Raw genomic sequence first — 12,392 nt, 5'->3', positions numbered from 1 at the left:
CGGACGGGACCCGGCGGCCCCGCCCCGGAAATCCGCACGAGCACGCGCACGCGCATCCGCATGGGCATCGGCAAGGGAATTGGCGGCACGCCTCCGTTGAACTTTGTAGGATCTGTGAACGCCTTGTGAGCAAGTCGGCCTCGGACGCCTCTTGAACAGGTCAGATGTCCTGAACGACGATGCTCTTCCCGCCGTACCGCAACCGGCGGCCGGACGGGAGCGTCTCCGCGTGCGCCCGATTCCATGCGGCGAAAAGCACGGGAGAGAGCGGGCCATTGGGGGAGAACGGGTGCGCATGAGGACGATCGACGCACCGCCAAAAACGGTGGCGTACGCGTACAACCCTGGCGGGGGGAAGCGTGTCCAACAGATGTGGCAGAGGTACTCGACATGGCAGCGGTCATCCCGCTGCACGGCACGAGGGTGCGACCGCTCGGGCGGCAGCGCCCGTCCGGCGGCATGCCGGTGATCGCGCCCGTGCCCCTCAGAACCCGGCAGGCCCGGGAATCCCGGTCGGCCCGGCCGCCCGCCGTGAACGGCATTCCGACGCCCCGCGAGGGCGCTGACGACACGATGGCTGCCGGTACGACGGTCGACCACCTGACGGAGACCTATCGCGCGCACTACCGTTCGCTGCTCGGCCTCGCGGCGCTGCTCCTCGACGACACCGCCTCCTGCGAGGACGTCGTGCAGGAGGCGTTCATCCGGGTGCACTCCGCGCGTAACCGCGTGCGAGACCCCGAGAAGACACTCGCCTATCTGCGGCAGACCGTGGTCAACCTGTCGCGTTCGGCCCTGCGCCGCCGCATCCTCGGGCTCAAGCTGCTCTCGAAGCCGATGCCCGACATGGCGAGCGCCGAGGAGGGCGCGTACGACCAGCTGGAGCGTGACGCGCTCATCAAGGCGATGCGCGGACTCCAGCGGCGGCAGCGCGAGGTCCTGGTGCTGCGATACTTCGCGGACATGACGGAGGCACAGGTCGCCGAGACCCTCGGGATCTCGCTCGGTTCGGTCAAGGCGTACGGCTCGCGAGGCATCGCGGCGCTGCGCGTCTCGATGGGGGCCACGTCATGAGCGGGCCGGGCAGACCACAGGTGCCGGGCGCCGAGCCGCCCGCGCGCGGGCCGCGCTCCGGCGGGCCCGAGGAGTACGAGGAACACGAACCCGGCGCCGCGCCCTTGAAGCGCGAGCGGCGCGGCGCGGAACCCGGAGACGACGCGCACGACCGCCGGCCCGGGCCGCGTGGGCTGGACGAGTCCCGCGAGCCGGACGAGCGGAGTGACCGGCGTAACCGGCGTGAACGACACGAGCGGTATGAGCGTGATGAGCGGTACGAGCAGCACGATCGGCGTGAGCAGTACGAGTCGCATGAGCGATACGGGCAGCATGAGCAGGACGAGTACGGCCGGCGGCACGAGCGACGTGAGCGGAACCGGCAGGACGAGCAGGGCGAGCAGGGCCGGCGGTACGGGAACGCCCCGCACGACGACCGGGACGATGTGAGTGGGCACGCGATGGTGAACGAAGCACCGGAGGGTCCGGAGGGCGGCCTGCCCGACGAGCTCGCGCTGCGACGGCTGCTCCAGGGCGCGGTGTCCGGGCTCGAACCCGCTCCGGGGGTGCTCGACCACCTGCGCCAGGCGGTGCCCGCCCGCCGGGCCCGCAAGCGACAGGCCGTCGTCGGCCTGGCCGCCGCGATCGTCCTCGTCGGCACCGCCGTACCCGCCCTGGTGCACGTCGCCTCGTCGGGCGGCGTCGTCAGCGACCAGGCCGTCAACGCGGGCCACGGCGAGCAGGCCCAGGGCGGTACCGGCAGCGAGACCGGCGTCGAGGGCGGCAAACAGCAGCCCGCCGGCCCCGGTACGGGCGCGAGCGCGTCTCCCGGCGGCGGCAGCGAGGGGAGCGGCGAGACCGACACCCCGGACTCCGGCACGGCCGGCGGCGAGGACGCCTCCGCCACTCCCTCCGGCGCCCCGGCCGGAGTGGCGGGCTGCCAGGCCGCCCAGCTCGGCGTCACCTCGGCGCGGACCGAGGCGCCCGACGCGGCGGGGAAGGTCTACGGCAGCTTCCGCATCGCCAACATCTCCGGCCGCGAGTGCGTGGTCGAGGGCGCGGGCACGGTCGGCTTCCAGGCGCGCGGCGCGGCCGACCAGAAGAAGATCGCGGTCGTGGAGCACATCTCGGGGGACGCGGCGGCCGGCCTGCCCGACCCCTCCAAGGAGTCGACGAAGCTGCTGCTGCCCCCGGACAACGCGTACGAGGTGCGGTTCGCCTGGGTGCCCAGCGACGCCTGCGTCCCGAGCGGCGGCGGCGTTCCGGCGACCCCGCTCCCGGATCCGTCCTCCGATGGCGGCGAGGGCACCGGCGGCGACGCCGGCGGTGCCGGCGGGACGAGCGGATCAGCGCCGGCCGACAGCGGGTCCGCGCCCCAGCTCGGGGTGGCGGACGGTGCCTCGGCGGAGGGCAGTGTCGCGGTGTCGCACACGGCGGAGCCGGGCGGTCCGGTCGCCGAGACGACGATCCCCAACGCCTGCGCGGGCACCATCTACCGAACCGGGGTCCTGGGCGCCTCCTGACGCGCGACGCGCGACGGGTGATGCGTCAGGCGCCGGGTGCCGGGGTGTCGGGCGTCACGCGCGGCATATGCCAGACCCGACGGACACGACGGACATGCGTACGGCCCGACGGTTCATGCCGTCGGGCCGTACGCATGTCTGTCATATGCCGCGATGCGCGATGCGCGATGCGCGATGCGTGATGTACGGCGGTGTGCCGTCGTGGCGTCCGGCGGGCGTCCGCCGGACGCCCGGCCGTTACAGGCCGAGCGCCGCGTCCCGGGAAGCCTCCAGCTCACGGCGCAGCAGGCGGAACCACATGAAGACCACGAAGCCGGCGAAGACGAACCACTCGGCGGTGTAGCCGAGGTTCTGGAACGCCTTCAGGTCGAGCCCGGTGCCCGCGGGCGCCGTCGCCGGTACCGGGGTCAGCCCGGCGGGGGAGTGGGTGAGGGTGATCCAGGCGTCGTACACGTCGTCCGTCACCACGTTGACCAGAGCGGCGGCGCTGATCATGCCGAGCTGCCCCTCGGGCAGCCCGCCGCCCGTCCGCACGCCCTTGGAACCCGGGCTCTCGGACGCCTGGAGCGCGCCCTCGACGGTCACCCGGCCGGCCGGCGGCGCCGGCGCCTTCGCGCCGTCGGGCAGCCAGCCCCGGACCACCGGGAGCGCCCGGCCGCCGTCCGTCTTCAGCAGGGTGAGGACATACGCGCCGGAGCGGCCGTCGAGGTCCCGGCCGGGGACCATGAACTGCTCCCCGTACCGACCGTCGGCCCGGGCGATCCGGCCCGAGGTCTCGGTGTCCACGGGCAGCAGCGAGTCCAGCGCCTCGGCCCGCGCGGAGGACGGGTCGGGCCGCTCTTCGGCCGCCCGGTGGGAGTCGACCTTCTCCTCGAACTTCCCCAGCTGCCAGGTCCCCATGAACACGCAGAACGGGATGGCGAGGAGGACGAAGACGTTGATCCCCCACCAGCGGGGCGTTCTCAGGAACCGGTACACCCCTCCACGGTACGGGGACCCGCCCGCTCCCCGGCGGCCCGGGTCCCCCTCCTTTCCCCTGGTGTGTCCTGTCCGGCTCCCGTACGGGACACAGCGCCGCTCCCGTACGGGGACGGACGGGCCGGTGGCCTCCGCGCCGGGGCCGGTGTCCGACGTCCGTACGGGGAGGGAGCCCGGCTCCCCTACGGGGCAGGCGCCCCCCGCTACGGGGCCGCTGCCCTACTCGGCGACCGGGGCCGGGGCCGGGGCCGGAACCGCGACCGTGCCCGGCTTCGGCGTGCCCAGGTGCCGGGCCGCGAAGTCGAGGTCGAGGCGCAGCTGCTTGATCCGCTCCTCGACCACCAGCGAGCCGTGGCCCGCGTCGTACCGGTACACCTCGTGCACCGCGCCGCGGGCGGCGAGCCGGTCCACGTAGTTGTCGATCTGGCGGATCGGGCAGCGCGGGTCGTTGACGCCGGCCACGATGTGCACCGGCGCCTTCACCTGGTCCACGTACGTCAGCGGCGACGAGGCCGCGTACCGCTCCGGGACCTCCTCGGGCGAGCCGCCGAGCAGCGTGCGGTCCAGCGCCTTGAGCGCCTCCATCTCGTCCTCGTACGCCGTCACGTAGTCGGCGACGGGCACGGCCGCGAGGCCGAGCGCCCACGCGTCCGGCTGGGTGCCGAGGCCGAGGAGGGTGAGGTAGCCGCCCCACGAGCCGCCGGACAGGACCAGCTTCGCCGGGTCGGCGAGACCGGACTCCACCGCCCACGCGCGGACCGCCGCGATGTCCTCCAGCTCGATCAGACCGACCCGGTGCTTGAGCGCGTCCGTCCACTCCCGGCCGTAGCCGGTGGAGCCGCGGTAGTTCACCCGTACGACGGCGTACCCGTGGTCGAGCCAGGCCGCCGGGGCCGACGCGAAGGCGTCGCTGTCGTGCCAGGTCGGGCCGCCGTGCACCTCGAACACCGTCGGGAACGGGCCCTCGCCCGTCGCCGGCCGCTGCACCAGCGCGTGCACCCGGCCGCCCGGGCCGTCCACCCAGACGTCCTCCACCGGCAGCGACGCCGGGGCCTTCGCGCCGGGCGGGTCGAGGACGATCGAGCCGTCCGTGGAGCGTACGACCGGCGGCACGGCGGCCGACGACCACAGGTACTCGACCGTGCCGTCCGGGCGGGCCGTCGCCTCCGCGACCGTACCGGCCGGGGTCTCGACCCGGACCAGGGCGCCGGTGGCGATGTCGTACCGCCACAGCTCCGTCCGGGCCTCGTAGCCGTGCTCGATCAGCAGACCGGAGCCGTCGGGGTACCACTCGGCCGACACGTCGCCCGGCAGGTCGAGCCGCAGATCGGTCTCCGCGCCCGTCGCCACGTCCCACAGCATCGGCTCCCAGCGGCCGCGCCGCTGGTGCCCGACGAGCAGCCGGGTGTCGCCGGCCCGCGGCGCGAAGCCGAGGACGCCGAGGCCCAGCTCCTCCGTACCGCCCTTGGTGTCGTCCAGCTCGGCCACCACCGTGACACCCGGGGTGCCCGCTTCCGCGTCCGTGTCCGCGTCCACGCGTACGACACGGATCGCCGAGTGCATCGCGTCGCCGTGCTCGGTGTGCTCGATCGCGATCAGGCTGCCGTCGTACGACAGATCGCCGACCCCCGCCGACTCGCGGTGCCGGTAGATCTCCACGGTCTCCTCGGCACCGGGCAGCCGCAGATGCACGGTCGAGCCGTCCTCGTCCGTGGACCGGCCGACCACGACCGTGCCGTTCCGGCCGAGCGCGAGCCCGGCGGAGTACGAGGCGGCGAGCCCCGGCACCGCCGGCTCGTCCGCGCCGCCCTCGAAGGGCTGACGCATCCACACCCCGAACTCGTCGCCGTCGGAGTCCGCGAACCACCAGATCGAGCGACCGTCCGGGCTCAGCGTGCCGTCCGTCGTCCCGTTCGGCCGGTCGGTGACCTGCCGCTGTTCGCCGGTCGCCCGGTCCCACGCGTACAGCTCGAAAGTCCCCGTCGCGTTCGACACGAACAGCGAACGGTCCGGCGCGTCCTCCGCCCACTCGGGCAGGGAGACGCGCGGCGCGCGGAACCGCTGCTCCCAGACGGGCATGGTCTCGGTCTCAGCATCAGTCATGCCTCCCATCAAACCCGATGGCGCGAGTGCGGTGGCACGAGTCCGGTGGAGCGGCCCTGAGCGGCGGCTCGGCTTCCGGTGCGAACGTCGGCCACCGCCTCCCGAATCGTTCCGCCGCGCCGAAGGCACCGGCCGGCCGGGCCGGAGGCGGAATGAGCCGAACGAGCGGACTCGGTGATCGGCGGCAGGGCACCGGGAACGCTCGATTCGCACCCACCACACCGATTCGCAGAAATGGAGGCAGGGATGAGGAATCTCCGCATTCCCGCTCTCGTCGCCGCCGTGATGGTCACCGCCGGGGCGGGGCTGGCGGTCGCGCAGGACGGCGACGCCGGGAAAAAGGCCGGCGTATCCGGTACGCGTCAAGCGGCCGTGAAAGCCCCATTCCTGAGTTACTACGGCGATCTGGTGACCGTTCCCGCCGGGCAACTCGGCAGCGCCTCGGCCTACTGCCCTTCGGGGATGGTCGCCGTCTCGGGGGGATTCGTGGACGTCAATATCTCGTCGTCCGACGACATCGCGCGAAGCTTCCTGGTCGGCTCGCTGCACCACGGCACTTACTGGGAGGCCATTGTCAGAAACACCAATGTCATCGACGAAGGGGTGAGGGCCCAGGTCGTCTGCACCACTCCTTAGGGGCTGTCCGGTGCGCCTGTACGTGATCCCGTGCGGGGATGCGGGGTACTTCCGAACAGGGCCGCCGCTTCGGCGGCGGTGCCCTCGGCCCACCGGCCCGTGCTCACCAGGCCGAGGAGTACGATCCCCAGCCCCAGACCGACCACCGTCCACCACACGCCGTGCGCCGCCCCGGTGAAGGCCGGGCCGTCGCCGGGCGGGACCGCCGCCACGATCGTTCCGGAGACCGCGACGCCCAGGGTCGTGCCGGTCTGCCGGCCGGCGGAGGCCAGCGAGGCGGCCACGCCGGCCATCGAACCGGGCATGCCGGACACCGCCGTGTTGGTGATCGGCGGGTTCACCGTGCCGAGGAAGACACCGAACAGCAGATAGGTCGCGAGCACCATCGGCAGCGGGGTGCGCGGCCCGAGCCACAGCGACGCCCCGCCGCCCAGTGCCAGCGCGGCCCCGGCGACCAGCAGCGGAAGCCGGGGGCCGCGCGCGGCGACGAGCCGGCCGGTGAGCGGCGAGAGGGCGACGATCAGCGCGCCGACCGGGAGCAGGCACAGTCCGGTCGTCAGGGCCGGCAGACCGCGTATGTCCTGGAGGTACTGGGTGGTCACGAACAGGAACGCGCCGAACCCGCACAACGCGAAGAGCGCCATCAGGAGCGCCGACCCGAAGGGCACGCTGCGGAACAGGCGAGGTTCCAACAGCGGGTCGGCGCGCCGGGGTTCGTAGCGGAGGAGGCCGAGCACGGCCAGGGTGAGCAGGCCCAGGATGACCGGTGAACTCCAGCCCAGCCGACGGGACTCGATGACGCAGAAGACGATCCCGCCCAGAACCAGGGCCACCAGGCTCTGGCCGACGGGGTCGAACCGGCGTGCCCGGGCGGCGCGCGACTCGGGTACGAACAGCGCGGCGCACACGAACGCGGCGGCCACGACCGGCACGTTGATCCAGAAGACGGAGTGCCAGCCGAAACCGTCGACCAGCGCGCCGCCGAGGATCGGCCCCAGGGCCAGTGCGAGGCCGGTCGTCGAGCCGAACACGCCGATGGCCCATGCCCGTTGGCGCGGCTCGGGGAAGGCGGTGGCGACGATGGCCATCGCCACCGGATTGAGCATGGTGCCGCCGGCCGCCTGTAACACCCGCGCCCCGATCAGCCAGGGAAGACTCGGGGCCAGGCCGCACAGCAGCGAGCCCGCTCCGAAGACGGCGAGGCCGGTCAGGAAGACGCGGCGGCGGCCGAACCGGTCGGCGGTCGATCCGGCGAGCACCAGGAAGCCGGCCAGGACCAGGGTGTACGCGTCGACCGTCCACGCGAGGCCGGACGCCGAGGCGTGCAGCTCGCGGCGGATCGACGGCAGCGCGACGTTGACCACGGAGATGTCCATCACCACGACGATCGCGCTCGCGCAGCAGATCGCGAGTATCAAGTGGCGTCGGTGGAGGCTTGGTTCGGGCATGCGGCTTCTTCCGGAGGGAGGGGTGACGACTGGCTACGAAGCTAGAATCGAGAGCGTGGTCGAGGTCAATGCCGAGCCGGAGCCGGAGCCGGAGCCGGAGCCGGAGCCGGAGCCGGAGCCGGGGGCGGAGCCGGGGGCGGAGTTGGGGCTGGGGACGGGGCCCGAGTCCGAGCGGGAAGCGAAGCCGGAGCCCGAGGCCGAACACGCGCGGAAACCCGAATCCGGGCACGAGCACGCGCACTCGCGGGACGACATTCCGCGGGAGGGACTCGGCATCGGCGAAGCCGCCCGCCGCACCGGCGTGAGCGTGCACACCCTGCGCTACTACGAACGCGTCGGCCTGGTCGTCACCCCCGTCGACCGCACGCACAGCGGGCGACGCCGCTACCACCGGCTCGACCTCGAATGGATCACCGTCTGCACCCGGCTGCGGGCGACCGGCATGCCCATCCGGGGCATCCGCCGTTACGCCGAACTCGTCGCGGCGGGCCGGGGCAACGAAGCGGACCGACTGGAGCTGCTCGCGTCGCATCGCGCCGAGGTGCTGGCCGGTATAGCGGAACTCCAGGAGAATCTGAGGCTCATCGACCACAAGATCGATGTCTACCGGGACCGGCTCGCCGACGGTGACGCCGACCGCCTGTGGGCGCCGCACCGTTCACCGGACGCGCGCTGAGCGGCCCCGGAAGGCCCTGTTCGGCCCCGGAAGGCCCCGGAGCGCCCGGAGTGGCGCCGGGTAATTCGCTCGCGTGATCCCCAGGCTGTGGATAACCTCGCGCACATGTACGGACCGATGCCTGAGGACTGGTACGAAGCCAACCGCACCTTCTGGGACGAGCGGGTGCCGATCCACGCGGCCGGCGACTTCTACGCACTCGACCGCTTCCGGGCCGGCGAGGACCCGCTGCGCGCCTTCGAGCGCGAGGAGGTCGGCGACGTCACCGGCCGCTCCCTGCTGCACCTCCAGTGCCACTTCGGCCTCGACACCCTCTCCTGGGCCCGGCACGGCGCCGCGCCCGTCGTCGGCCTCGACTACTCCGAACCGGCCGTCGAGACCGCCCGCTCCCTCGCCGCCGACCTCGGGTTCACCGCGGACCGGGCGGCGTTCGTCGCCGCCGACGTGTACGACGCCGCCGGGGCCGTGCCGGACTCCTCGTACGACATCGTCTACACCGGCGGCGGCGCGCTGTGCTGGATGCCGGATCTCGACCGCTGGGCCGAGACGGCCGCCGCGCTGGTGGCCCCCGGCGGTTTCCTCTACGTCGCCGAGTTCCATCCGATCGTCGACTCCTTCGACGACGCGACCGGAAGCCGGCTCGTCCACGACTACTTCGTCCGCGAACCGTGGGTGGACACGACGACCGGGACGTACGCGGACCGCACCGCCGCCACCGTCCACAACCGCACCGTGGAGTGGGTGCACCCGGTCGGCGAGGTCGTCACGGCCATCGCGCGGGCCGGACTGCGTATCGAGTTCCTGCACGAGCACGACCTGACACTGTCCCCGCGCTACGAGAACCTTGAGCGGCAGGACGACGGCACGTACCGCTTCCCGGCCGGGCACCCCCGGATCCCGCTGATGTACTCGATCAAGGCCTCCAAGCCGGGCGAGTAGGGGCGGCGTCCGGGGCTGGTGAGGCGAGCGGGCGGGCGGCCGGGCGGGCGGTCGGGGCTCCACGGCCCCTGCCCCGCAAGGTCGTTGACACGGATGGACCATCGGGCGAGATGGCTACGATGGCGGGCATGTTCGCCTTCGCGGTCGCAGCGGTGTTCCTCCTCCTCTTCGGAGCCGGCGTCCTGCGCGACCGGCGCCGCTTCCGCAACGCGGTGTACCTGGGCCTCGCCACCACCTTCCTCGGCGCCGGCCTGCTCGCCGCCATCGAGGACGCGCCGCCCGGCATCGCCGGAACGGCGCTGATCCTCCTGCTGCTCGTCGTCGCCCTCGGACCGGTCGCGCTGGCCGCCCTGCTGTGCGCCAACGGCGTGAAGATGATCCGCAAGGAGGGCCGCCGCCCGGCCAACCTGCTCTCGCTCCTCGCCGGGCTCGGGATGTTCGGCGTGATGGCACTGGCCGCCGTCGCCGTCGTCACCCACTCCAGGCTGCTCGGCGCCGCCGTCCTCACCCTCCTGCTTCTCCTCGGGTACGTCTCCTTCCTCTTCCTCTGCTTCGTCGGCTACGCGGCCCTCTACCGGCGGATGCCGGTGCGCCGCGAGGCGGACTACGTCGTCGTCCTCGGCGCCGGTCTGCTCGGCGGCCGCCGCGTACCGCCGCTGCTCGCGAGCCGGCTGGAGCGGGGCCGGCAGGTGTACGAGGGGCTGGCCGAGCGGCGCGGACCGGACGCGCCCGCCACCGCCACCCCCGGCCCCCAGGACGAGCCCGACCTCCAGGCCCCGGGTGCGGCCAAGGCTCGTACCCCGCTGCCCCCGCTGCTCGTCACCTCCGGCGGCCAGGGAGCCGACGAGGAGCTGCCCGAGGCGCACGCGATGGCCGACTACCTGGTCGACCGGGGCTTCCCGGCCGACCGGATCCTGCGCGAGGACCGCTCGCGGACGACCGAGGAGAACCTGCGCTTCAGCAAGGCGCTGATGGACGCCGAGCGGCCGGACGCCGAGTGCGTGATCGTCACCAACGACTTCCACGCCTTCCGGGCCGCGCTGCTGGCCCGGCGGACGGGCGTGAACGGCCAGGTCGTCGGCTCGCCGACCGCCGCGTACTACTGGCCGACCGCCACCATTCGCGAGTTCGCGGCGGTGTTCCTCACGTACCGGCGGGTCAATCTGGCGATCTGCGGCGCCCTGCTCCTGCTGGGCGCCCTGGCGTTCGTGGCCGCGCTCTGACCTGCGGCGGCGCCCCTGACCGCCGCGGGCGGGCCGTACCGGAGCATCGGCGCGTCACCGGCTTACTACCGCATGTCGGATGTACCGGGAGGTTCTACGCTGGAGTGAACGGCCGCCGGAGTGGGCGGCCCGGATGCGGCGGCCCCGGCGGACCGGGACCCGGAGCCGGCCCGGAAGCAGGGGCGCCGGCCCCGGAGACGGGTGCGCCGGACGTGGACGCGGCAAAGGCGGCGGAGGCGACGGCATGAGAGCACGGCACCACTTCCACATCGAGTACGGGGGTCACTCGGTCAGCGCCACGGTCCAGACCGGCGACCCGGGTGCCGTGGAGGTCCTGGTGGACGGCAAGGAGACCGGGAACGTCACAACGCACGACGACCGCCCGGTCACCGTGCACGTCGAGCTGCCGGCCGAACCGCCGATCCCGGTGACCGTCCGTGCGATGCCGGGCCCGGGAGTGCCGCGCTGTCTGCTGCTGGTGCCGGAGGAAGCGGAGCCGCATGTGATGGCGCCGCGCATCTTCTGAGAGCCTCGGGCCCCCATCCTCGGGCCCCCATCCTCGGGCCCCCATCCTCGGCCTCAGCTCAGCCAGACCATGCCTATCAGCAGGAAGACGACGAACGCGATGGCTCCGGCGACGGCCGCCGTGCGGCGCGGGCGCCGGATGGAGAGCTCGGTGAGGGAGCGCTCCGTCGACGGCTGAGCCCGGCGCGAGCCCCGGGCACCCGGCGGTACGGCCAGGGACGGCGGCGTGTGCGCCGGCGGTGCGGCCGGGGGGAAGGATGACGGGGGCGTGTGCGCGGGAGCGTGCGGGTGTACGGGGCCGCCCGGCGGCCCGGGCTGGGGCATCATCGGGGGAGCGGCCTGCGGGTGCTGTCCGTGCTGCCCGTGCTGTCCGTGCCCGTAGGGCTGCGGATGCTGGTCCCGCCAGGCGCCGGAGGCGAACCAGTCGGCGATGACCTGTGCCTGCGGCCGGTGCTCCGGCTGCTTGGCGAGCAGTGACAGCAGGAACGTCTCGAAGGCGGCGGGCAGCGGCACCCCCAGCTGTCTTGGCGGCGCGGGTGGCGTGTCGATGTGCTGGTACAGCAGGGCGGTCGAGCTGTCGGCGCGGAACGGCGGCTGGCCGGTGAGCAGTTGGTACAGCACGCAGCCCAGCGAGTACACGTCCGAGGCGGGCGAGGCCGGCTGGCCGAGTGCCCGTTCCGGCGCGAGGTACAGCCCGGTGCCGACGATCTGCCCGGCGGTGGTGAGCGCGGCCGAAGGGTCGTCCACGAACCGCGCGATGCCGAAGTCGGCCAGTTTCACGGTGCCTTGGGAGTCCATCAGGAGGTTGCCGGGCTTGATGTCCCGGTGCACCACGCCCTGTCGGTGGGCCGCCGCGAGGCCGGCCGCCGCGTGCGCGGCCACCTTCGCCACCTGCTCGGCGGAGAACGCCATCGCGCGCGCCTGGTCGCCGGCGAGGCTGTCGCCGTCCACCAGCTCCATGACGAGGAACAGCTTTCCGTCCCACGTACCGAAGTCGAAGACGCCGACGACATGCGGGTGGGTGAGCCGGGCGGCGGTCTGCGCCTCCAGCCGGAACCGGTCGGCGGCGGACGGGTCGTGTTCGTGACCCAGCATCAGTTTCACGGCCACGTCGCGCCCGAGAACCTCGTCGGTGGCCCGCCACACCTCGCCCATGCCGCCACGCCCGACACACATCTGCAGCCGATATCGGTCCGCGACCAGCACCTGAGCCACCCTTCTCCTCGACGACTCATCGTAGAGCGGTTGCCAACTCCCCCCACCCCCGCACCCGCCGCGCCCGGCCCGG

11 protein-coding genes are annotated in these 12,392 nt (G+C 73.2%); 7 read left to right on the top strand and 4 right to left on the bottom strand.

The features are described 5' to 3' along the window. Positions 1–390 precede the first annotated feature (390 nt). On the top strand, positions 391–1,074 hold the full coding sequence (locus tag ACGFRB_RS17555) for a SigE family RNA polymerase sigma factor (protein ID WP_363005554.1): 684 nt from the start codon (positions 391–393) through the stop codon (positions 1,072–1,074). After that, positions 1,071–2,576, top strand: coding sequence for a hypothetical protein (locus ACGFRB_RS17550; RefSeq protein ID WP_393243908.1), 1,506 nt, complete (start codon positions 1,071–1,073; stop codon positions 2,574–2,576). The genes ACGFRB_RS17555 and ACGFRB_RS17550 overlap by 4 nt, the downstream gene beginning before the upstream one ends. 237 nt (positions 2,577–2,813) lie before the next feature. Here the strand turns inward: ACGFRB_RS17550 and ACGFRB_RS17545 are convergent, their stop codons facing one another. Both ACGFRB_RS17545 and ACGFRB_RS17540 read right to left on the bottom strand, forming a co-directional pair. Beyond that, complete coding sequence (locus tag ACGFRB_RS17545; protein WP_393243906.1) at positions 2,814–3,554, bottom strand: SURF1 family protein; 741 nt, start codon at positions 3,552–3,554, stop codon at positions 2,814–2,816. Between the two features lie 219 nt (positions 3,555–3,773). Next, positions 3,774–5,666: a prolyl oligopeptidase family serine peptidase gene (locus ACGFRB_RS17540; protein WP_393243904.1), complete on the bottom strand. Its 1,893-nt coding sequence runs from the start codon at positions 5,664–5,666 to the stop codon at positions 3,774–3,776. Positions 5,667–5,903: 237 nt separating this feature from the next. On the opposite strand from ACGFRB_RS17540, the gene ACGFRB_RS17535 reads away from it, so the two are divergent. Further along, positions 5,904–6,293 (top strand): hypothetical protein, encoded by a 390-nt coding sequence (locus ACGFRB_RS17535; RefSeq protein ID WP_363005546.1) that lies wholly within the window; start codon positions 5,904–5,906, stop codon positions 6,291–6,293. Here ACGFRB_RS17535 and ACGFRB_RS17530 read toward each other — a convergent pair. Then, positions 6,290–7,741: an MFS transporter gene (locus tag ACGFRB_RS17530; RefSeq protein ID WP_393243902.1), complete on the bottom strand. Its 1,452-nt coding sequence runs from the start codon at positions 7,739–7,741 to the stop codon at positions 6,290–6,292. The two genes, ACGFRB_RS17535 and ACGFRB_RS17530, sit on opposite strands and share 4 nt — an antisense overlap. 22 nt (positions 7,742–7,763) lie before the next feature. On the opposite strand from ACGFRB_RS17530, the gene ACGFRB_RS17525 reads away from it, so the two are divergent. The 4 genes from ACGFRB_RS17525 to ACGFRB_RS17510 all read left to right on the top strand — a co-directional run bounded on the left by ACGFRB_RS17525 (position 7,764) and on the right by ACGFRB_RS17510 (position 11,105). After that, on the top strand, positions 7,764–8,417 hold the full coding sequence (locus ACGFRB_RS17525; RefSeq protein WP_393243900.1) for a MerR family transcriptional regulator: 654 nt from the start codon (positions 7,764–7,766) through the stop codon (positions 8,415–8,417). A 105-nt stretch (positions 8,418–8,522) separates the two neighbouring features. Next, entirely contained in the window at positions 8,523–9,356 is an 834-nt protein-coding gene (locus tag ACGFRB_RS17520) for a class I SAM-dependent methyltransferase (RefSeq protein ID WP_393243898.1), read from the top strand. Positions 9,357–9,484: 128 nt separating this feature from the next. Then, positions 9,485–10,579: a YdcF family protein gene (locus ACGFRB_RS17515; RefSeq protein ID WP_393244156.1), complete on the top strand. Its 1,095-nt coding sequence runs from the start codon at positions 9,485–9,487 to the stop codon at positions 10,577–10,579. A gap of 244 nt (positions 10,580–10,823) precedes the next feature. After that, positions 10,824–11,105: a hypothetical protein gene (locus tag ACGFRB_RS17510; RefSeq protein ID WP_363005536.1), complete on the top strand. Its 282-nt coding sequence runs from the start codon at positions 10,824–10,826 to the stop codon at positions 11,103–11,105. A 53-nt stretch (positions 11,106–11,158) separates the two neighbouring features. Here ACGFRB_RS17510 and ACGFRB_RS17505 read toward each other — a convergent pair whose 3' ends face one another. Further along, positions 11,159–12,319, bottom strand: a complete 1,161-nt coding sequence (locus ACGFRB_RS17505) for a serine/threonine-protein kinase (RefSeq protein ID WP_393243896.1) — start codon at positions 12,317–12,319, stop codon at positions 11,159–11,161. Between the last annotated feature and the right edge of the window lie 73 nt (positions 12,320–12,392).

Source organism: Streptomyces sp. NPDC048718 (genome assembly GCF_043198875.1).
In the GTDB taxonomy this organism is placed as follows: domain Bacteria; phylum Actinomycetota; class Actinomycetes; order Streptomycetales; family Streptomycetaceae; genus Streptomyces.
This window is presented reverse-complemented; position numbering and strand designations above follow the sequence as displayed.